The 19,742-nt window shown below is 55.2% G+C and carries 17 protein-coding genes and 2 pseudogenes; 12 read left to right on the plus strand and 7 right to left on the minus strand.

Translation table 11 applies throughout. The annotated features are described in order from the left end of the window. Positions 1–364, minus strand: a 364-nt coding sequence (locus ACIOVD_RS25270) for a hypothetical protein (RefSeq protein WP_401130869.1), incomplete at its 3' end; no start/stop codon positions are given. On the opposite strand from ACIOVD_RS25270, the gene ACIOVD_RS25275 reads away from it, so the two are divergent. Genes ACIOVD_RS25275 through ACIOVD_RS25285 form a run of 3 tightly spaced genes read left to right on the plus strand, consistent with a single transcriptional unit; the run spans position 346 to position 7,070 of the window. Beyond that, positions 346–3,636 carry a DUF2126 domain-containing protein gene (locus ACIOVD_RS25275; RefSeq protein ID WP_401130871.1) on the plus strand — a complete coding sequence of 1,097 codons (3,291 nt, stop codon included), beginning with the start codon at positions 346–348 and terminating at the stop codon, positions 3,634–3,636. The two genes, ACIOVD_RS25270 and ACIOVD_RS25275, sit on opposite strands and share 19 nt — an antisense overlap. Positions 3,637–3,693: 57 nt before the next feature. Beyond that, a complete protein-coding gene (locus ACIOVD_RS25280; protein WP_401130873.1) occupies positions 3,694–6,180 on the plus strand; it encodes a circularly permuted type 2 ATP-grasp protein in 2,487 nt (828 codons plus the stop codon). Beyond that, positions 6,177–7,070 (plus strand): transglutaminase N-terminal domain-containing protein, encoded by an 894-nt coding sequence (locus ACIOVD_RS25285; RefSeq protein ID WP_401130875.1) that lies wholly within the window; start codon positions 6,177–6,179, stop codon positions 7,068–7,070. The genes ACIOVD_RS25280 and ACIOVD_RS25285 overlap by 4 nt, the downstream gene beginning before the upstream one ends. Before the next feature lie 68 nt (positions 7,071–7,138). On the opposite strand, the gene ACIOVD_RS25290 is transcribed toward ACIOVD_RS25285, so the two are convergent. Further along, positions 7,139–7,330, minus strand: coding sequence for a hypothetical protein (locus tag ACIOVD_RS25290; RefSeq protein ID WP_095169557.1), 192 nt, complete (start codon positions 7,328–7,330; stop codon positions 7,139–7,141). Between the two features lie 68 nt (positions 7,331–7,398). Continuing rightward, a complete protein-coding gene (locus ACIOVD_RS25295; RefSeq protein ID WP_401130877.1) occupies positions 7,399–7,986 on the minus strand; it encodes a TIGR00730 family Rossman fold protein in 588 nt (195 codons plus the stop codon). A gap of 343 nt (positions 7,987–8,329) precedes the next feature. On the opposite strand from ACIOVD_RS25295, the gene azu reads away from it, so the two are divergent. Both azu and ACIOVD_RS25305 read left to right on the plus strand, forming a co-directional pair. Next, a complete protein-coding gene (gene azu, locus ACIOVD_RS25300; protein ID WP_095169555.1) occupies positions 8,330–8,776 on the plus strand; it encodes an azurin in 447 nt (148 codons plus the stop codon). 120 nt (positions 8,777–8,896) lie between these two features. Next, positions 8,897–9,607 (plus strand): annotated as a pseudogene (locus tag ACIOVD_RS25305) (transposase); the annotation flags it as partial. An 85-nt stretch (positions 9,608–9,692) separates the two neighbouring features. On the opposite strand, the pseudogene ACIOVD_RS25310 reads toward ACIOVD_RS25305, so the two are convergent. Further along, positions 9,693–9,764: pseudogene (locus ACIOVD_RS25310) on the minus strand (hypothetical protein); the annotation flags it as partial. 333 nt (positions 9,765–10,097) lie between these two features. Here ACIOVD_RS25310 and ACIOVD_RS25315 point away from each other — a divergent pair. From ACIOVD_RS25315 to aepX, 7 genes are all read left to right on the plus strand, one after another. Further along, positions 10,098–11,231, plus strand: a complete 1,134-nt coding sequence (locus tag ACIOVD_RS25315; RefSeq protein WP_401130880.1) for a hypothetical protein — start codon at positions 10,098–10,100, stop codon at positions 11,229–11,231. Between the two features lie 31 nt (positions 11,232–11,262). Beyond that, the gene (locus ACIOVD_RS25320; protein WP_401130882.1) at positions 11,263–12,036 is read left to right on the plus strand and encodes a hypothetical protein; all 774 of its coding nucleotides are present in this window, start codon (positions 11,263–11,265) and stop codon (positions 12,034–12,036) included. Then, on the plus strand, positions 12,033–12,602 hold the full coding sequence (locus tag ACIOVD_RS25325; RefSeq protein ID WP_401130884.1) for a cupin domain-containing protein: 570 nt from the start codon (positions 12,033–12,035) through the stop codon (positions 12,600–12,602). The genes ACIOVD_RS25320 and ACIOVD_RS25325 overlap by 4 nt, the downstream gene beginning before the upstream one ends. A 30-nt stretch (positions 12,603–12,632) precedes the next feature. Next, entirely contained in the window at positions 12,633–13,511 is an 879-nt protein-coding gene (locus tag ACIOVD_RS25330; protein WP_401130886.1) for an NAD(P)-dependent oxidoreductase, read from the plus strand. A 7-nt stretch (positions 13,512–13,518) separates the two neighbouring features. Continuing rightward, entirely contained in the window at positions 13,519–14,394 is an 876-nt protein-coding gene (locus tag ACIOVD_RS25335; RefSeq protein WP_401130888.1) for a fumarylacetoacetate hydrolase family protein, read from the plus strand. Positions 14,395–14,665: 271 nt separating this feature from the next. Continuing rightward, positions 14,666–15,547 (plus strand): hypothetical protein, encoded by an 882-nt coding sequence (locus tag ACIOVD_RS25340; RefSeq protein ID WP_401130890.1) that lies wholly within the window; start codon positions 14,666–14,668, stop codon positions 15,545–15,547. Positions 15,548–15,579: 32 nt separating this feature from the next. After that, on the plus strand, positions 15,580–16,488 hold the full coding sequence (aepX, locus tag ACIOVD_RS25345; RefSeq protein WP_401130892.1) for a phosphoenolpyruvate mutase: 909 nt from the start codon (positions 15,580–15,582) through the stop codon (positions 16,486–16,488). 80 nt (positions 16,489–16,568) lie between these two features. On the opposite strand, the gene nadE is transcribed toward aepX, so the two are convergent. The 3 genes from nadE to ACIOVD_RS25360 form a co-directional block, all read right to left on the minus strand. Further along, complete coding sequence (gene nadE, locus ACIOVD_RS25350) at positions 16,569–17,396, minus strand: ammonia-dependent NAD(+) synthetase (RefSeq protein ID WP_320333520.1); 828 nt, start codon at positions 17,394–17,396, stop codon at positions 16,569–16,571. Between the two features lie 4 nt (positions 17,397–17,400). Continuing rightward, positions 17,401–18,627, minus strand: coding sequence for a nicotinate phosphoribosyltransferase (gene pncB / locus ACIOVD_RS25355; RefSeq protein WP_095169553.1), 1,227 nt, complete (start codon positions 18,625–18,627; stop codon positions 17,401–17,403). A 129-nt stretch (positions 18,628–18,756) separates the two neighbouring features. Beyond that, complete coding sequence (locus ACIOVD_RS25360; protein WP_159993467.1) at positions 18,757–19,662, minus strand: LysR family transcriptional regulator; 906 nt, start codon at positions 19,660–19,662, stop codon at positions 18,757–18,759. Positions 19,663–19,742 lie beyond the last annotated feature (80 nt).

Genomic DNA, 19,742 nt, shown 5'->3' on the forward strand with positions numbered 1-19,742 from the left:
AGCTACTTTGTTCATGACAATGGTCTCCGGTGAGCCCCCAGTGAAAGCTTAGTGGGCTATCACTGGGGGCGGCGGGGGTAACCATTTCATTAGTGTTGGAGGTTGTCTGCTTTATTGCATTCGCAGCGATCCTTGTGGGAGCGGGCTTGCCCGCGAAGAGGCCGGAACTGCCAACCAATTTCTGACGGATCGCCACATTTACGTGCACCTGCGCCAAACCATTTTCCTGCAGCGCCCGATTTTGGTGCTGTACTGCCTCAAGCAACCGGAGAAAGCGCCAGCGCTGCTGTATGGCATAAGTCTTGCGCGGTGCCCGGTACGCTTTAGGCTCGCAGGAGGCACGCCGTGTCGATTCATGTCGCATTGCACCACGTCACGCACTACCGCTACGACCGCGCCGTCGAACTCGGCCCGCAGATCGTGCGCCTGCGCCCGGCGGCCCATAGCCGCACGCGGATCCTCTCTTATTCGCTGAAAGTGTTGCCCGAGCAGCACTTCATCAACTGGCAGCAAGACCCCCAGGGCAACTACCTGGCGCGCTTGGTGTTCCCGGAAAAGACTGAGCAACTGCGCATCGAAGTCGACTTGCTGGCCGAAATGGCGGTGTTCAACCCGTTCGATTTTTTCCTCGAGCCCTACGCCGAGCACATCCCGTTCGCCTACGCCGCGGATGAACGCAAGGAACTGGCGCCGTACCTCGAAACCCTGCCGCTGACCCCCAGGCTCAAGGCTTATCTGCAGGGTATCGAGCGCACACCGCTGCCGGCCGTGGATTTCCTGGTGGCCCTCAACCAGCGCCTGAGCGAAGACATCGGTTACCTGATCCGCATGGAGCCCGGGGTCCAGACCCCGGAATACACCCTGGAGCACGCATCCGGTTCATGCCGCGACTCGGCCTGGTTGCTGGTGCAGCTGCTGCGCAACCTCGGGCTGGCAGCGCGTTTTGTCTCGGGTTACCTGATCCAGCTCACGGCGGACGTGAAGAGCCTCGACGGGCCATCCGGCACCGAAGTGGATTTCACCGACTTGCACGCCTGGTGCGAGGTCTACCTGCCGGGTGCGGGCTGGATCGGCCTGGACGCCACCTCTGGGCTGTTTGCCGGTGAAGGACATATTCCGTTGGCCTGTAGTCCCGATCCGTCCTCTGCGGCCCCAATCAGCGGCTTGGTTGAACCCTGTGAGTGTGAGTTCAGCCATGAAATGTCGGTGGAGCGGATCTGGGAAGCGCCCCGGGTCACCAAGCCCTACACCGAGGAGCAGTGGCAGGCCATCCAGACCCTGGGCCGGCAGATCGACGGCGACCTGCAGGCCGGCGATGTGCGGCTGACCATGGGCGGCGAGCCGACCTTCGTTTCGATCGACGACCCGGATGGCGCCGAATGGAACACCGCCGCGCTCGGCCCGGACAAACGTCGGCTATCTGCCGAGCTGTTCCAGCGCCTGCGCAAGCATTACGCGCCCAAAGGCCTGGTGCATTTCGGCCAGGGCAAGTGGTACCCCGGCGAACAACTGCCGCGCTGGTCGCTGAACTGCTACTGGCGGCGTGATGGCGTACCGGTCTGGCACAACAGTGCGTTGATCGCCGATGAGCAGCAGGACTACGGCGCGGATGGTGCGCTGGCCGGGCGTTTTCTGGCGAGTGTCGCCGAGCGCTTGAAATTGCCTGCGCGTTTTGTGTTCCCGGCTTACGAAGATCATTTCTATTACCTGTGGCGCGAAGGCAACTTGCCGCTGAACGTCAGCGCCGAAGACCCGCGTCTGGACGAGCCGCTGGAGCGTGCGCGGCTGCGCAAGGTCTTCAGCCAGGGCCTGGACAAAGTGATTGGCCAGGTCCTGCCGCTGGCGCGCACCGCCCAGGGCGACCAGTGGCAAAGCGGGCGCTGGTACCTGCGCGATGAGCATTGCCGGTTGATTCCCGGCGATTCCCCCCTGGGCTATCGATTGCCACTGGGTTCCCAGCCTTGGGTAAAAGCCGCGGAGTATCCGTTCATTCACCCGCAGGACCCCAACCAGGACTTCCCAGCACTGCCGGGCACCGCGCAACTGGCGGTCCACGCTACGCCCGCAGAGGCCGAGGAGCGCGTGCCGGCACTCGACGAGTCGGCCGACTGGCTGACCCGCACCGCGTTCTGCGCCGAGGCCCGGGAAGGGCGCTTGTACCTGTTCATGCCGCCGCTTGCGCGGCTCGAGGATTACCTGGAGCTGGTCAGCGCCATTGAGGCCACCGCCCAGGAACTGCATTGCCCAGTGTTGCTGGAGGGTTATGAGCCGCCCAGTGATCCGCGCCTGAGCAATTTCCGGGTGACCCCGGACCCAGGCGTGATCGAGGTCAACGTGCAGCCGTCCGCCACTTGGGATGAGCTGGTGGAGCGCACCGAGTTCCTTTACGAGGAAGCCCGCCAGACCCGCCTGACCAGCGAAAAATTCATGATCGACGGCCGCCACACCGGCACCGGCGGCGGTAACCATTTTGTACTGGGTGGCGCGACTCCGGCTGACTCACCCTTTCTGCGGCGTCCGGACCTGCTGCGCAGCCTGATCAGCTACTGGCACAACCACCCGTCCTTGTCCTACCTGTTTTCCGGCCTGTTCATCGGCCCGACGTCCCAGGCGCCACGGGTCGACGAGGCGCGCAACGATGCCTTGTACGAGCTGGAAATCGCCTTCGCACAAATGCCGCCACCGGGTGAGGCCTGTGCCCCCTGGCTGGTGGATCGCCTGCTGCGCAACCTGTTGATCGATGTCACCGGCAACACCCACCGCGCCGAGTTCTGTATCGACAAACTCTATTCGCCGGACGGTGCGACCGGACGCCTGGGCCTGCTGGAGTTGCGGGCCTTCGAGATGCCGCCCCATGCGCGTATGAGCCTGGTCCAGCAACTGTTGCTGCGGGCCCTGGTGGCGCGCTTCTGGCGCGAGCCCTATGCGCCCGCCAAGCTGGCGCGCTGGGGGACGGAGCTGCATGACCGGTTCCTGCTGCCGCACTTTATCGAGCAGGACTTTGCCGATGTGCTGGTGGATCTCAACGCCGCCGGGTATGCGTTGCGCGCCGAATGGTTCGCCGCCCACCTGGAGTTCCGTTTTCCCAAGGTCGGCGATTATGCGGTCAGCGGCATCGAGCTGGAGCTGCGCCAGGCGCTGGAGCCCTGGCATGTACTGGGCGAGGAGGGCGCAACGGGAGGTACGGTGCGTTATGTCGACTCGTCCCTGGAGCGCCTGCAGGTCAAGCTCTCGGGGCTGGCACCGCAGCGCTATGTGCTGACCTGCAATGGGGTTGCGGTACCGCTGCAGCCGACCGGTCGGGTCGGCGAGTTTGTCGCCGGCGTGCGGTTCCGCGCCTGGCAGCCCGCCAACTGCCTGCAGCCAACTATCGGGGTGCATGCGCCCTTGGTGTTCGACCTGCTCGACACCTGGATGCAGCGCTCCCTGGGGGGCTGCCAATACCACGTTGCCCATCCGGGAGGGCGCAACTACGACAGCCTGCCGGTCAACGCCAACGAAGCCGAGAGCCGGCGCATGGCGCGGTTTTTCCGGCTTGGCCACAGCCCGGGACCCCTTCAGGTCCCGACCCTGACTATCAATGATGAGTTGCCCATGACCCTGGATTTGCGCCGGTTTGCGCAGACCAGCCAATAACAGACCTGCCATAGTTATGCGCTAACCTGATTTTTTCCTGAGCCTGCCGAGCGTTCCATGCCTGACCTGCTAGACCGTTACCCGCTCACGGCGGGCACCTACCACGAACTGCTCGACGACAGCGGTGCCGTGCGCACGCATTGGCGGCGCCTGTTCGAGCAGGTGCAGCGCAGTTCGCCTGCACAATTGGTACAGCGTCAGGCGTTGCTGGCGCGACAGATCCAGGAAAACGGCGTCACTTACAATGTCTACGCCGACCCCAAGGGCGCCGACCGCCCCTGGGAGCTGGACCTGTTGCCCCACGTGATCGCCGCCGAGGAGTGGCAGCACCTGTCGGCCGGTATCGCCCAGCGTGCGCGGCTGCTCAACGCGGTGCTGGCGGATCTGTATGGCCCGCAGCGCCTGATTGCCGAGGGCCTGCTGCCGGCGGAACTGGTGTTTGGCCATAACAATTTCCTGTGGCCGTGCCAGGGGATCCAGCCGCCTGCCGGCACCTTCCTGCACCTGTATGCAGTGGACCTGGCGCGCACCCCCGACGGGCGCTGGTGGGTCACCGCGGACCGCACCCAGGCACCGTCTGGCGCCGGTTATGCGCTGGAAAACCGCACCATCGTGTCCCGCGCGTTTCCCGAACTCTATCGCGACCTGCAAGTGCAACACCTGGCGGGGTTCTTCCGGACCCTGCAGGAAACCCTGGCCCGCCAGGCACCCAGCGCCGAGGAAGTGCCGCTGGTGGTGCTGTTGACCCCCGGGCGATTCAACGAGAGCTATTTCGAGCACCTGTACCTGGCCCGCCAACTGGGTTATCCGCTGGTCGAGGGCGGTGACCTGACGGTGCGGGATGCCACCGTCTACCTCAAGACCCTGAGTGGCCTGCGCCGGGTCCACGCGATCATGCGCCGGCTCGATGATGACTTCTGCGACCCGTTGGAGCTGCGCACCGACTCGGCCCTCGGCGTTCCAGGATTGCTCGATGCGGTGCGCCAGGGCCGGGTGCTGGTGGCCAACGCCCTGGGCAGCGGTGTTTTGGAATCGCCAGGCCTGTTGGGGTTTCTACCGAAGATCAATCAATACCTGTTCGGTGAGGAACTGCTCCTGCCGTCCATTGCCACCTGGTGGTGCGGCGAACCACCGGTGCTGGAGCAAGCCTTGGAGAAGCTTCCCGAGTTGCTGATCAAGCCGGCTTTCCCCTCGCAGAGTTTTATCCCGGTGTTTGGCCGCGACTTGAGTGAAAAACAGCGCGTTGATCTGATACAGCGCATCCGTGCGCGACCCTATGCCTATGTGGCGCAAGAACTGGCCCAGCTGTCCCAGGCGCCAGTGTGGCAGGCCGAAACCGGTCAGTTGCAGCCACGGGCCATCGGCATGCGGGTGTATGCGGTGGCCAGTCGCGACGGCTATCGGGTATTGCCCGGTGGCCTGACCCGGGTGGCCGCCGAGGCGGATGCCGAAGTGGTCTCGATGCAGCGTGGCGGTGCGAGCAAAGACACCTGGGTGCTGGGCGAGCGAGCCCCCGTCGGCGAACAATGGAAAGCCCAGCGAACCCTCGGCGTGCACGACCTGGTGCGGCGCGATCCGTACCTGCCGTCGCGGGTGGTGGAAAACCTGTTCTGGTTCGGCCGTTATTGCGAGCGCTGCGATGACAGCGCGCGTTTGCTGCGCATCATGCTTGCGCGTTATGTCGACGGCGACGATCCGCAGGCCCTGCAAGCGGCTGTCGAGCTGGGGGAAAGCCTGATGCTGCTGCCCGAGGAGGGCGAATTGCCCGAGCGCCTGCTCGCCGCCTTGCTCGGTGCCGACTGGTCGTTCAGCCTGCGCGCCAACCTGCAGCGCTTGCAGTGGGCAGCGTCCCAGGTGCGCGGCAAGCTGTCGCGCGAGAACTGGCAGGCGTTGGTGGAGTTGCAGCGCGAAGCCATGGCGCTTTCGACCGAGGCCGCGGATTTTGGCGAGTTGCTGGATTTTCTCAACCGACTGGTGATGTCGCTGGCCGCGTTGTCAGGGTTTGCCCTGGACGACATGACCCGCGACGAAGGCTGGCGCTTCTTGATGATCGGCCGGCGCATCGAGCGTTTGCAGTTCTTGAGCAGCAGCCTTGCGGGCTTTCTGCGTGGCGCCGGGGCGTTCGATCAGGCGGGCCTGGAATGGTTGCTCGAATTGGGTAACAGCAGCATCACCTACCGCTCCCGTTACCTGGCCGTGGCGCAGTTGATCCCGGTACTGGACCTGTTGTTGCTCGATGAACAGAACCCCCATGCGGTGTTGTTCCAGTTGAAACTGGTGAGCCGCTCCCTGAAGCGCTTGAACCACGACTTCGCTGCGCCTGCCGAGGCGGCCTTGCCACTGTTGGTGGAGCGCCTGGCCGGGTTTGACCTTGGCTGCCTGGAAAACCCGCTTTTCGGTGACAGCAGTGTGCGCGCCGCCCTCGATGGCCTGGCGGACTTGCTGCAGGAGGTCGCCGATGTCAGCAACCAGGTGTCCGATCGCCTGGCCTTGCGGCATTTCGCCCATGTCGACGATGTCAGCCAACGTACGGTGTCCGTGTGAAAAGTGCCCGCTATCAGATTCTCCACGACACCCATTATCGCTACGACAGCCCGGTTTCCCTGGCCCAGCAGTTGGCCCATTTGTGGCCGCGGCCCTGTACCTGGCAGCGCTGCACCGAGCAGCAGTTGCTGATCAGCCCATCACCGACGACCCGTCGCGATGAGCTGGACGTGTTCGGCAACCCGCTGACCCGCCTGGCATTCGAGCGACCCCACGATGAGTTGCAGGTTAATGCCCGGCTGACGGTCGAGGTGCTGGCCCGGGCATTGCCCGACTTCCAGCAGTCGCCGGCCTGGGAGGCGACCCGCAGTGCGCTGACCTACAGTGGCCAGTCAGTCGCCGACCAGGTGCTGCAGGCGTGTCGTTATCGCTTCGAGTCGCCGTATGTGCACTTGAAGAGCCCCTTCGTCGAATTCTCCGAAAGCTGTTTTGCGCCGGGGCGGCCGCTGATGCTGGGGGTACAGGCGTTGATGCAGAAGATCTTCAACGAGTTCACCTTCGACGCCGAGGCCACGCAGGTCGCAACTCCGCTGGTGGAGGTGCTGGAGCGGCGGCGGGGGGTGTGCCAGGACTTTGCGCACCTGATGCTGGCGTGTGTGCGTTCCAGGGGATTGGCCGCGCGTTACGTCAGTGGCTACCTGCTGACGCAACCACCTCCCGGGCAGGCGCGGCTGATCGGCGCCGATGCGTCCCATGCCTGGGTGTCGGTGTTCTGTCCGGTAGTGGGGTGGGTGGATTTTGATCCGACCAACAATGTCCAGCCAGCGCTGGAGCACATCACCCTGGCCTGGGGCCGGGATTTTTCCGATGTGTCGCCGTTGCGTGGGGTGATTCTGGGGGGCGGCAGCCATGACCCGGAAGTGCGGGTGACGGTCTTGCCGATGGACTAGCGCGGTCCGCCGTAGGAGCTGGCTGGCCAGCTCCTACAGAAGATAGGCGGGACACTGTCCGGTGGGGCTCAGGCGTCTGGCGCCTGCTCTTTCGGTGTTTCTACAGCGTCTTCGGCAGTCACTTCGCCTTCTGCATCCTGGTTCAGTGCGCCGGCCTCTTCATCGGCAGCCGCTTTCTTGCGTTGCAACTTTTCCTCTTTCTTCTGCTCTTTGGCCAAGTCTCTTTGACGCTTGGCGAAGGAGTAATTAGGTTTAGCCATGGGCGATCCTCTGGGGTCGAAGGTGAGGTTGAGCGGCGCGTATTCTGCCTTTAAACCGGGACCAAGGGTTAATCGGGTTTTTGCCCGTCCCATTTGGGGCTGGCCACCGGCTGCCAGGCATCCAGTGCATCCAGCAGATCCTGCGGCGATTCGCTCGTTTGCAGCATGTCACGGTGCTGGCCGCGAACGAAGCCTTCACCGACGACATGATCAAGAAATGCAGTGAGTTTGCTGTAGAAACCATTCACTTCCAGCAGACCCAGCGGTTTGCCGTGGTAGCCGAGCTGGCCCCAGGTCCAGACTTCGAACAGTTCCTCGAAGGTGCCCAGGCCGCCGGGCAGGGCGATAAAGGCGTCGCTCAGTTCTGCCATGCGCGCCTTGCGGGCGTGCATGCCGTCGACCACTTCCAGGCGAGTCAGGCCGTTGTGGCCGATTTCCTTGTTTTTCAGGCTTTCGGGAATGATTCCGATCACTTCGCCACCGGCCGCCAGTGCGGCGTCGGCAACAATCCCCATCAAGCCGACCGCGCCACCGCCGTACACCAGCGTCAGCTTGCGCCGAGCCAGTTCCTGGCCCAGGGCAATCGCGGCCTCTCGATAGGCCGGGTCGGTACCGGTGCTGGCGCCGCAAAACACACAAACAGATGTTAAAGACATGCCTTCCTCCGTGATCAGTGACGAGCGCAGAGTAATGGCTGGCACCGGGTTGCTCCAAGATTAATCCGCGCGGCGGGCCTCATCAAATGTGCCACTGGCACCACAGGCGTAGGCGGCGAGCAAACTGCACAACAGGCTATTGAGGGACATGACGGACACTCCATTGGCGGGAACAATGGGCCGATCTTAGGCTGGCGCGGGCTGTCTGGCTGGTAGATTGTTTCGATGAGTGTCATAGCTCGAAAGTTGTATACAATTCTTGATTCAGGTCATAGGAACTTCCGGAAATTTCAGGCAGTCTTTACAAGATATGGATTTTTTAACCCTGCCTTGGAGATTCACCATGTTTGCCAAACTTGTTGCGGTATCCCTGCTGACACTGGCTAGCAGCCAACTGATGGCTGCCGAATGCAAGGTCACCGTTGATTCCACTGACCAGATGTCCTTCAACACCAAGGCCATTGAAATCGACAAGAGCTGCAAAACATTCACCGTCGAGCTGACCCACTCCGGCAGCCTGCCGAAGAACGTCATGGGCCACAACCTGGTGATCAGCACTGAAGCTGACATGCAGCCGATCGCCACCGATGGCCTGGCAGCCGGCATCGACAAGAACTACCTCAAGGAAGGCGATACCCGCGTGATCGCCCACACCAAGATCATCGGTGCTGGCGAGAAAGACTCCGTGACCTTTGACGTGTCGAAACTCGACGCTGCGCAAAAATACGGCTTCTTCTGCTCGTTCCCTGGCCACATCTCGATGATGAAAGGCACCATTACCCTGAAGTAAGCCTTTTACGGCTATAAAAAGCGTCCCAGTGCAGGCTATGTGAAAACCTAGCAATCTGCGCAGCGCTCAAAGAAAATGCTCCGTATCGGAAGATACGGAGCATTTTTCGTTATGGCCTAAATCCATGCTGAGTCCCGCAGCCAGACCAACCCGTTCCCGGTCTCGCTGGAAGAGTTGATCCCCGAGGATCACCTCGTTCGTGTGATCGACACCTACGTCGCCAAGCTTGATCTTGTGCGCTTGGATTTCGATAAAGCCTTACCAAAAGGCACCGGGCGCCCTCTTACGATCCCGCCGATCAGCTCAAGCTGTTCCTTTATGGTTGCTTCCAGCGGATTCGCTCATCCCGGCGGCTCGAAGCCGAGTGCCAGCGCAATATCGAAGTGATGTGGCTGATCAACCGGCTCAAACCCGACTTCAAGACCATCGCCGACTCTCGTAAAAACAACAAAGCTGCCTTTATCGCGACCTGTCGCGCTCTAGTCCAGTTTTGCCGCACGGAGGGTCTCATCGCGGACGAACTGGTGGCCATTGATGGCAGTAAGTTTCAAGCGGTTGCTTCGTCGCGGCGTCATATGAGTTTGAAGCGGCTCAAGCACCAGGAGCAGAAGCTGGATAAGCGCATTGCCCAATACCTGGCCGAGCTGGATGAGGCGGATAAATTGAAGCCGATGAGGTGATGATCGCGGCGCAGTCAAGACTGCCTTTGCGCAACTTGAAGTCAGGCACTCCAATAACCTGACGTGCCAGGCACTGATGAAGTCGTTGGAGCTTGAGCAATTCAATACGCATGAAAGCAACACCCGAATGATGCGAAAGCACAACGGTCCGTGGGAGCGAGCAGGCTCGCGATGGCCGCGCTACAGGCTCTGATCAATCACGGGGCAAGGGGTATCACGCGCTTGTGATGAGTCTTTTAAGACGTGTCACAAATGATCCGGAACTCCTCTTCACACACCGGCTCGCCGTGCAGGAAGGCGTCGATTTCTTTAACCCATGCCTAAAGTCGCTCCCGTGGTTTGCTAAACGTAATCTCAACGCGATATTGACCCATGAAAATATCAATTTATGAAGATTGTACATTGAAATAAGTTGTGAGAAATCAAAAGTTTAGTTGGTTGTAGGGGGGTGCATTGAAATGAAAGGAAAGCTCCTACAGTTCAGTGTGATTGCTCCTACTGGAAGAAAATTGATTTTTTGTATCGTGCTGTTAGTCTTCAGGTTAAGTTGAATTAACCGAGTGCTCTAGTTTTCTTAGTGTGAGTTTAATCTTGTCGGTGAGTGGGATTTTGGCAGCCAATAAATAAATGGGGTTGAAAAAATGAACACCGTAATTCTAGAAGACACTACATTGCGTGACGGCGAGCAATCGCCAGGCTTGGCATTTTCAAAACAAAGGAAGATTGCCATATTTTCTTCCTTGGTTGATGCGGGGGTTAAGTGGTTAGAGGTTGGTATTCCTGCGATGGGTGGTGATGAACTAGACACAATAAAAACTTTGCTTGAACGGAAGGATGAAGCGACGTTAGTTGCTTGGAATCGGGGGGGGAAAGAGGATGTTGTTCAATCACTGAATCTCGGATTTGACGCTGTTCATATTGGTCTTCCCACGTCTAATATCCACTTGGGTGCGAGCCTGGAAAAAGACAGAGCGTGGTTGCTGAGAACGTCCTCTGATTTAATTAAATTAGCAAAGGATAGGGGCGTTTTTGTATCAATCAGTGCTGAAGATGTAGGCCGGTCAGAGCTAAGTTTCGTTGAGGAGTACGCTGTTCACGTTGCCGAGGCTGGAGCCGATAGAATTCGACTTTCTGATACAGTCGGGATATTAACCCCTGAACGATACGCTAACATTGTAAGCCATGTTAGGCATGCTTCAGGTTTAGCAGTGCAATGTCATGCGCATAATGATTTCGGTCTTGCCACAGCAAATACGTTAGCGGGAATTCAAGCCGGGGCAACGTTCTTTCATGCAACAGTGAATGGAATTGGTGAGCGCGCTGGAATGCCGGATCTCGCGCAATGCGTGTTGGCATTGAGAGTTTTATATAATATAGATTTAGGTGTTGACGAAACTAAACTTATAGCCCTAAGTCAAGTTGTTGCTCAGGCCGCCCGTGTTCTGTGTCATCCATGGCAACCTATTGTTGGGAGGAATGTATTCGCGCATGAGTCAGGTATACATGCAAGTGGCACCTTAAAAAATAGTACTAGCTTTGAACCATTTGCGCCAGAGCTTATTGGTGGTGTTCGTCGCATTGTAATTGGTAAGCACTCTGGGCGCGCAGCTATCGATTATGTTCTTAAGAAGTTGGGAGTTCAATCTACGGAGAGTGAGTTGGGTGAGTGCTTGCGCTTGACGCGCGCATTATCCATGGAGATAGAGAGAGGGCTAAGTGATGAGGAGCTTTTGGGTATTGTGGCGGTGGTTAGAAATGGAGCCTTGCTCAAATAAAAAATCTAGTGCGTAGAAGGGATGGCTTTTTATGTTGATAGATACCCATGTTCACTTGTTAGCATCAAAGACATCAAGGCCTAACTGGGATGAAATTTCTTATGTATTCCACGTTGCCAGCGAAAAAAATATCGACGTACTGTGCCTTACGGAACATAGAGACGCTGTAGGATATGAGGAATTATTTATAGAAATATTTAGTGAGAACAGATTTGGAGGTCGGGTCGAACCCAGTGGGGTAATACAGTTAGCGTCTGGCGTTGTCATCAGTCCTGGGGCTGAGGTTTCTTTATTTGGGGGCGGTGATATGGGTGTTCACGCTGATCTGAACTCAGTTATGGGTTTGGATTGGAGGAGGAACGAATATAGTCCTTTGGAGCTTGTTAATTCTTTGAATGCGCGCGGAAGTGATTATGTTTCGGTGGCGCATCACCTACTTTTAAATGGTAAGTGGTGGGTGGATTTTGAACAGGTCATAGATCTTGTAGATGCAATTGAAGTGCCTGGCAAGCAAGCAACTTTCATGAATAGCTATTTAGAGCTTGCGAGTAGATATTCAAAAGGCCAACTGAGTGGTAGTGATGCTCATACGTGGATTCAACTAGGTGCTGGGTTGACATTTATTAAAAAGGATGAAGTGGTACGTAGGGGGGAAGTGCTATTTGATATTTCAGAGCTTAAAACTCTTATTGCTAAGCATGAAACGGTTCCATGCGTGAGCGACGCAGCGGATGAGCTAATCAGAATATCTAAACTTTACAAGGCACAGTCGAATTGGATGCCTGAATCAGGAGAGAAAAGATGAGTGTAAAAATTAGTGTTTCAAGGATTGAGCAGTTGGCCGCCAGTAGGAAAATGTCTGTAGAGGAAGTTATAAGTGCGGTAAGTACAAAGCGCGGTGATTATGTTGAGATTGAGTCTACGAGCGAGCTACAAAAATTGGCTGATATTTTAATAATGCCAATGTCCGAGGTACTCCGAGGGGTGTGCACCGATTTAACAGACGGCGTGAAGATTCTCAGGCGAGATGAAGGGTTTTGTAAGGTGAGTAATAGAGGGGGGAATGAGTATTATACATACCAACATCTTGCTACTTCAAACAGTGCTCCAGAGTTGATGGCCCTGAAAGTTGCATTGCACTGTGGTTGCTTGGAAAATATCGTGTTGAATGAAGGGCATTCCTCTCGAGAGGTTGTTTACATACTTGAAGGAGTGGTTCGAGTTGATTGGGGGAGTAGTGCGGAAGCAGGGCGGCGAACTGAGGTTTTAAATAAGGGTGATTCAATTTATTTAAGTCCCAATGTGCCGCATAGTTTTATTGCGCTTGAAGAGGCTTCAGAAATACTTGCATTTAACTACTGCTTGTCTTGATTTTCATTGTATGCCAGCGAGGTGAGTATGATGAATGTCTCTGTGATAGGTGCAGGTGTTCTCGGTTCGGCCTTGGTTATACGCTTGTTGGAATGTGGATTTAATGTCTGGGTTTATAATCGCACTAGGTGCAAGCTAGAAGAATTAATATTTAGTGGGGCTCGCTCGATTGATGATCTTGATAAGGCTTTTGTTCGCGAGAAGAGGATATGGTTATTGTGTTTGCGAGATGAAAGTAGTATTCGTGAGGTTTTCTCAAGTAATAAGATAATTGAGGCATTAAAGCGTCACAAGTTTTTAATGATTAACACCAGTACGGTTGGACCGAAAGCGTCCGCGAGATTGGAGGTTTTTTTTAAAAGTGTCAACGTAGACTACATAGAGTTACCTGTTTCAGGAGGCGTTGAAGGTGCGCTTTCAGGGGGGCTCATTGGTTATCTTGGTAAAAGTCCAGAATGCTTAAAGTCGGACTTTGATTGTGTATTGCGAGCGCTGCTTAAAGCTCGCTGCTTGATGCAGTCTAACCAAGATGCTCAAGCGATGAAGGTCATTAATAACTATTGCGAAGCGATTAATTTGGCTGTTGCTGCAGAAGCACTACTCCTGGCGGAGGCGTACGGTGTTTCTAAAGAGGTAATTGCAGGCTCGTTAGGTTTGGGCAGAGGGCGATCTATGTATCTTGAACTTTTGTTAAAGTGGTACATGAGTGCGGGTCATGGCATAACGGTTCCGCTGGAAATAAGAATCAAGGATCTTAAACTTTCCGGTGAGTTGTTCTGTGATCTGAATGTCCAGAGCAGATTTTATGACGGCGCGCTTGAGTTGTATGAGAGTACGTTATTTTCTAGCTCCGTCGCTCTAGATCAGATGGACTGTTTTGGTTATTTGTCTGGTAGAACTAAAGGTTAGGTTTTAGATGAAGCGTTTTTTTTCAATTTATGATGAGTTTAACAAAAAGTATGATTTTTTTGCCTTGTCAGAGGCTAAGCAATATGCTGGAACGGATGCCGGTAAAGTGCGCTTGCCTAGTTTAACAATGCCAATAGTTAGGCAGGCGCCACAAATATTCTATGGAAGCGCTTTTCCTAATCCCAAAGGTCGTATTGATGAGTGGGGCGAAGGTAAAAAACAGCCGATAAGAATTTATCAAGGAGCGAGTGACTTCTTTTTGGGGCCAGGTGAAGAGATAAAAGTTGTAGAGGGTTTGGATCTAGCCTTTGAGGCTGAGTTGGCGGTCATTACTGACGCCGTACCCGCAGGGGTTTCAAAAGCGGAAGCAGCGAATTACATAAGATTATTGACCGCGTGTAATGATTTTACGTATAGAAAGCTTGCACGCTCAGATAGAGAGTCGGGGTTTGGTTTTGTCCAGTCTAAGCCACTGACTAGTTTTTGTGCCTTTGGTGTGTTGCCCAGTGCTAATAAGGCGATGTGGAACAATGGGCAGCCGATTCTTGGGGTAAAAGTAACTGTGAATGGTGAGTTTTTTTGCGAAGTGTCAACAGTGGACATGTTATATGGCTTTCCAGAGCTTGTCGCATATTGCGCGAAAACTCGTGAGTTGCCCGCAGGTACTATTATCACTTCAGGGGCTATCTCTACATACGGTCATGGCGATGCTTGTATAGCCGAAAAACAAAGGCGTGTGAAAATGGATCACGACATGTCTGACGTGGATTTTTTGAAAGTAGGGGATGTCGTCAGTATTGATTTTTTTGTATTGGATGAATTTGGTAAGTATCATCCAAAGTCTCTATTCGGTACTTTAGAAAATAAAGTAGTCGTGCGATGAGGTTAAATAAGATTGTCGCTGTGCACTTTAGCATTCTTTTGAGTGCAGCTAACATCTTAGGATCGTCTGGATTGATGGTCTGGGTTGACCATGCGATAAGGTATGAGACGGAAGGGCTGTCAGCATACCGTCCTCTGATTTCTTATTTGATGGGTTTGTCTTTAGGGTGCTGTTTTGTAGGGGTCATAAGTGCAGTAAACAAAAAAGTAGCATCTCGGAGTTTTTTTTACGTTGTATGCTTTTTGCTTTTTGCATCTGCTTTGTTCTTGCAATGGGTGAGCATGTTTTTCATGAATGGTTCGGTTTGTTGTTGAGATTTCTTTGGGGTGGGGTGAGTGGGTGCACTGTTATCTTGGGCAGAGCAATGCTTGTATCTTCAGAAAAAAGTAATCATGCGCATAAAGATTTATCTGTCCTGAGTTTGGCCCTCGCAACCCTCCCTCTAATAATACCCGCGTTATTTGCAGTTTTGGTGTTGAATCAGCGATCAGCATCGGCTATTTGTGCATCGTTTATATATGCAGTCACTGTGATCATGTTTTTATTGAGTGATACGCGTGTTGGTGCTGAAGATTCAATTTTGCTCGATGATGCTCTAGACTCCAGGTCGGGTGTAGTGGGTTGTGTAAGCCTTATAGTTATAAATGTCTGTTTCTTTTTGGCTTTGATGATTGTCCCTATGGTGATGGCTCGTAGTTATACTGACTTTCCTATAGTGTTATTTTATTTGATAGTGCTGTGTCTATGGTTTTTCTTGGGGTGGCTGGTATTAAGGTGTTGTCAGAGTATTTCTGTAAGGTTTAGAGTGAATCTGGGTTATTTTTTTCAATTGATTGCGTTGGGGTGCGGTCTCTGGGTGATGTTGTTTGGTCGTAATTTTATTTTCGTTTTTATAATGGTTGTTATGTTTTTGTCGAATATTTTAATTCAGCCAATATTGTTCTTGATGCTGGGGCGGAATCCAAGGATTAAACTGTTGTTGTTCGGGATTCAATCTGGATTATATATTCTTGTGGTGTCTGTAGTGTTGTTGGTTGCTGTTGTTTTTGTTTTGTCGGTGGAGACGGTTGTTTCACTTTTCTGCTGCTTTGTTGCATTGTCTCTGTCGTGCTTTTATTTGTTTTCAAAGGACTTTCATAAAATGGATAGTTGAATTTTATTTTTGCGCTGACGGCGGAGGGTGCCATGGTTGATCAAATACTTAAAAATGTATCAGCGGAAAGTCGATGTGCGGCATTAAAAAGATTATTGAGTTCTAGTGCTTGCGTGCGGGTCATGGAAGTTCATAGTCCTTTGTGTGCATTGTTAGTTGAAAAGATTTTTCATGTCGAAAATGGCGCTCGGACAGAATTTGATGCTTTTTGGTCTAGTTCTCTTACCAGTTCAACGGTATTAGGGAAACCAGATATTGAATTGATTGGGTTTTCTGATCGGTTATCCAGCGTGTCAGATATTTTTGAGGTGACGACGAAACCGATGATTTTTGATGCGGATACTGGTGGGCTTCCAGAGCATCTTTCTCATCATGTTCGGACTGCCGAAAGGCTAGGTATTTCTGCATTCATTATTGAGGATAAAACAGGTTTGAAAAAAAACTCCTTGCTCGGCAATGAAGTGCATCAAGACCAGGCAACGGTAATTGAGTTTTCAGAAAAGATCTCGGCGGTCAAGAAAAGTCAACCTGCGTCCGAGTTTCTTCTAATAGCCAGGGTCGAAAGTTTAGTGTTAGAAGTGGGGATGAATGATGCAATATGTCGTGCACTTGCCTATGTTGAGGCCGGCGCGGATGGGATTATGATTCACAGTCGTGAGTCATCACCTCTCCAAGTTCTAGAGTTTGCTCGTATATTCAGAACCTATCACTGCGACATTCCTTTGGTTTGTGTGCCTACTACGTTTAACGATATTCATTATGATACTTTGGTTGAAGGTGGTTTTAATGTCGTGATTTATGCGAACCACTTGCTTCGTGCCGCTTATCCAGCAATGCATTTTGTGGCATCTGAGATACTAAAAAAGGGATGCACTGCCGAGATTGAAAAGCACTGTTTAGCAATAAAAGATATTTTGAACCTTGTTCCTGGAACACGGTAAACATTTCTCAGAAAAACCCGGCCTATCAAGCCGGGTTAATGAAATGGGCAGCTTACCGCTGCCGAGGTGATGGCAGCTGCTTAAGGAGCAAACGGCATCACCCGCTTGTGATGGGTCTTTCTATAGGTGTCGCAAATGATCCGGAATGCTTCTTCACGCACCGGCTCACCGTGCAGGAAGGCATCGATCTCGGTGTAGGTGACGCCATGGGAGGCTTCGTCCGGTTTACCCGGCGACAGGTCCTCGAGGTCGGCGGTAGGGACTTTTTCCACCAGTGACTCAGGCGCGCCGAAGTGTCGGGCGATGGCCCGTACCTGGTTTTTCACCAGGCCGCTGAGGGGCGCGAGGTCACAGGCGCCGTCACCGAACTTGGTGAAAAAGCCCATCACCGCTTCGGCGGCGTGGTCAGTGCCAATCACCAGGCCGTGGGCGGCGCCGGCGATGGTGTATTGGGCAACCATGCGCATGCGCGCCTTGGTATTGCCCAGCACGAAATCCACCGACACCGCATGTTTGCCTTCAAAGGCCGCGACCTCACTGGCCAGTGCCTTGACCGCCGGCCCGATGTTGACCGTGTGGCGCTCATCGGGCGCGATGAAGTCCACCGACGCCTGGGCTTCGTGTTCATCGAACTGGGTTTCGTACGGCAGGCGCACGGCGATGAATTTGTAGCCCGCATCACCGCTGCGCTCGCGCAGTTCACGCATGGCGCGTTGGGCCAGCAGGCCTGCGGTCAGCGAGTCGACGCCACCACTGATGCCCAGCACCAGGCTCTTGAGCCCGGAATTGACCAGGCAGTCCTGGATGAAAGCGATCCGCCGCACGATTTCCGCTTCCAGGGCAGCCTGGTCGGCGAAGGGCGGTTGGACCTTGAGCTGTTCAGCAATCTCACGCTGTACGGCTTGCATGAATTCACTCCTTGCTTGAATTGCCAGATAGGGCGGCAGGTACTTGAAACACATGTCGCAAATAGGCGACGAAATTCGGATCCTTGCAGTGGGTCTTGCCAGGCTCGTCGGAAATCTTGGCGACGGGCTGGCCGTTGCAGGCGGCCATTTTAAGCACGATGCTCATGGGTTCGACACCGGGAATGTCACAGGTCAGGTTGGTTCCGATGCCAAAGCTGACATTGATCCGCCCGCGCAACGCCCGGAAGATCTCCAGCGAGCGGGGCAGCGTCAGGCTGTCGGAGAACACCAGGGTCTTGCTCATCGGCTCGATGCCGAGCTTGTGATAGTGGGCGATGGCTTTTTCCGCCCACAGGATCGGGTCCCCGGAGTCGTGGCGCAGGCCGTCGAACAGCTTGGCGAAGTACAGGTCGAAATCGTTGAGGAATGCATCGGTGGTGATGCAGTCGGTCAGGGCAATGCCGAGCAGGCCACGGTATTCGCGGACCCAGCAATCGAGGGCGGCGCTCTGGCTGTCGATCAGCCTTGGGCCGAGTTGCTGGTGGGCCATGATCCACTCGTGGGCCATGGTGCCCAGCGGTTTCATGTCGATTTCCCGGGACAGGTGCACGTTGCTGGTGCCGACGAAGCGCCCCGGGAAGTCGTGCTTGAGCACGTTGACCACTTCTTCCTGGACCCGGTAGGAAAACCGGCGACGGGTGCCGAAATCCGCGACCTGCAACTCGGACAACTCCTCGCTGCTGGCGTTGGCACTCAGCCAGTCGAACTTGCGATACAGCTGCTCGCGGGCTTGCTCGAGCACCACTTCGCGGTAGCGATAGCGGTTGCGCACCTCGCTGACAATCGCCAGCAATGGCACCTCGAACAAAATCACATGCAGCCATGGCCCGCGCAGGCGGATGAACAATTCGCCCTGTTCGATGCCGGTGTGGATGTAGCGCAGATTGAAGCGGAACAGCCCGAGAAAACGCAGGAAGTCCGGCTTCATGAAGCTGATGCGCTCCAGGAAACCCAACTGGTCGGCACTCAGGCTCAACTCGGCCAGGCGCTCGATCTGAAAACGGATTTCCGCCAGGTAAGGGCGCAGGTCTTCGCTGTTGCGGCAGCGAAACTCCCATTCGACTTCAACGTTAGGGTAGTTGTGCAGCACCGCCTGCATCATGGTCAGCTTGTAGAAGTCGGTGTCGAGCAGGTTCTGCACGATGCGATCGGCAAACACACTCTCGCTCATAACGGGGATCTCCAGGCTGGCCGCAGCCTTTAACGCAGTTTCATTGAGTGGGCGTAGTGGCGCATATCGGCAGTGGTGATTGCCAGTGATTTTTTGGACGACGCCTATCCATTGTTGGAGCGGCCCTCATCAGTTGGCTGCCGGGGTATCGATCTGCTCCAGCATCCACTTCACAAAATCCCGGACCTTGGGCACCTCCGCCGAGTGTTCCGGGTAGGCCAGGTAATAGGCGTCACTGCTGGGCATTGCATGCTGCCAGGGAATGACCAGCTTGCCGTCCGCCAGTTCTTCTTCCACCAGGAAACGCGGCAACAGGGCCACGCCACAGCCGACTTGCGCGGCGCGGATGCACATGTAGAAAGTCTCGAAGCGTGGCCCGTGGTAGCTGTGTTCGGTCTGGTAACCCTGGCTGTCGAACCAGTCGTGCCAGGCCTGGGGCCGCGAGGCATTTTGCAGCAACACCAGGTCGGTGAGCTGGGTCGGGTCCGTGAAGGGGTGCTCCGGCAGGCTGCCGGGCGCACACACCGGGACCAGTTCTTCGCCGAACAGTTTCAGGCACTCAGTGCCCGGTCGAGAGCCCTGGCCGAAGTAGAACGCCAGGTCGGCACGGCCTTGCAGCAGGTCGTCGGCTTCCTGTTCGCTGCACAGGTCCAGATGAATCTGCGGATGGCGCAGGCGCCAACCCTTGAGGCGAGGCACCAGCCAGCGGGCACCAAAAGTAGGCGGGGTGGACACCCGCAAGACTTCTGTCTCGCCACCGTAGGAGCGCAGGTAGTGGGTCGACATTTCGACCTGGGTAAGGATTTTTCGGACTTCAACCAGGTACAGATCCCCAGCCGGGGTCATTTGCAGGCGCCGCCGGACCCGGCGAAACAGCAGGTGCTGCAACAGCTCTTCCAGTTGCGCCACCTGTTTGCTCACTGCGCTCTGAGTCAGGTTCAACTCTTCGGCGGCGCGGGTGAAGCTCAGGTGGCGGGTGACCGCTTCAAAGCACTGCAGGGCAGTGATCGATGGCAAATGGCGTTTATTCAGCATGGGTGGTCCCTTTGTTCTTGTTGCAACGCGTTGCATGAATAAACGGAATGATATCTCGCCTAATCGTCGTTTGTTGGCTC

Source organism: Pseudomonas sp. NPDC087626, from assembly GCF_044743405.1.
Taxonomy (GTDB): Bacteria; Pseudomonadota; Gammaproteobacteria; order Pseudomonadales; family Pseudomonadaceae; genus Aquipseudomonas.

Excerpts from the sequence above, each read along its gene's own strand:
- aepX (WP_401130892.1), top strand. The coding sequence starts at position 15,580 with ATGGTTGATCAAATACTTAAAAATGTATCAGCGGAAAGTCGATGTGCG.
- ACIOVD_RS25290 (WP_095169557.1), bottom strand. The coding sequence starts at position 7,330 with ATGGCTAAACCTAATTACTCCTTCGCCAAGCGTCAAAGAGACTTGGCC.
- pncB (WP_095169553.1), bottom strand. The coding sequence starts at position 18,627 with ATGAGCGAGAGTGTGTTTGCCGATCGCATCGTGCAGAACCTGCTCGAC.
- ACIOVD_RS25280 (WP_401130873.1), top strand. The coding sequence starts at position 3,694 with ATGCCTGACCTGCTAGACCGTTACCCGCTCACGGCGGGCACCTACCAC.
- ACIOVD_RS25330 (WP_401130886.1), top strand. The coding sequence starts at position 12,633 with ATGAATGTCTCTGTGATAGGTGCAGGTGTTCTCGGTTCGGCCTTGGTT.
- ACIOVD_RS25325 (WP_401130884.1), top strand. The coding sequence starts at position 12,033 with ATGAGTGTAAAAATTAGTGTTTCAAGGATTGAGCAGTTGGCCGCCAGT.
- ACIOVD_RS25295 (WP_401130877.1), bottom strand. The coding sequence starts at position 7,986 with ATGTCTTTAACATCTGTTTGTGTGTTTTGCGGCGCCAGCACCGGTACC.
- nadE (WP_320333520.1), bottom strand. The coding sequence starts at position 17,396 with ATGCAAGCCGTACAGCGTGAGATTGCTGAACAGCTCAAGGTCCAACCG.
- ACIOVD_RS25320 (WP_401130882.1), top strand. The coding sequence starts at position 11,263 with ATGTTGATAGATACCCATGTTCACTTGTTAGCATCAAAGACATCAAGG.
- azu (WP_095169555.1), top strand. The coding sequence starts at position 8,330 with ATGTTTGCCAAACTTGTTGCGGTATCCCTGCTGACACTGGCTAGCAGC.
- ACIOVD_RS25335 (WP_401130888.1), top strand. The coding sequence starts at position 13,519 with ATGAAGCGTTTTTTTTCAATTTATGATGAGTTTAACAAAAAGTATGAT.
- ACIOVD_RS25315 (WP_401130880.1), top strand. The coding sequence starts at position 10,098 with ATGAACACCGTAATTCTAGAAGACACTACATTGCGTGACGGCGAGCAA.
- ACIOVD_RS25360 (WP_159993467.1), bottom strand. The coding sequence starts at position 19,662 with ATGCTGAATAAACGCCATTTGCCATCGATCACTGCCCTGCAGTGCTTT.
- ACIOVD_RS25340 (WP_401130890.1), top strand. The coding sequence starts at position 14,666 with ATGGGTGAGCATGTTTTTCATGAATGGTTCGGTTTGTTGTTGAGATTT.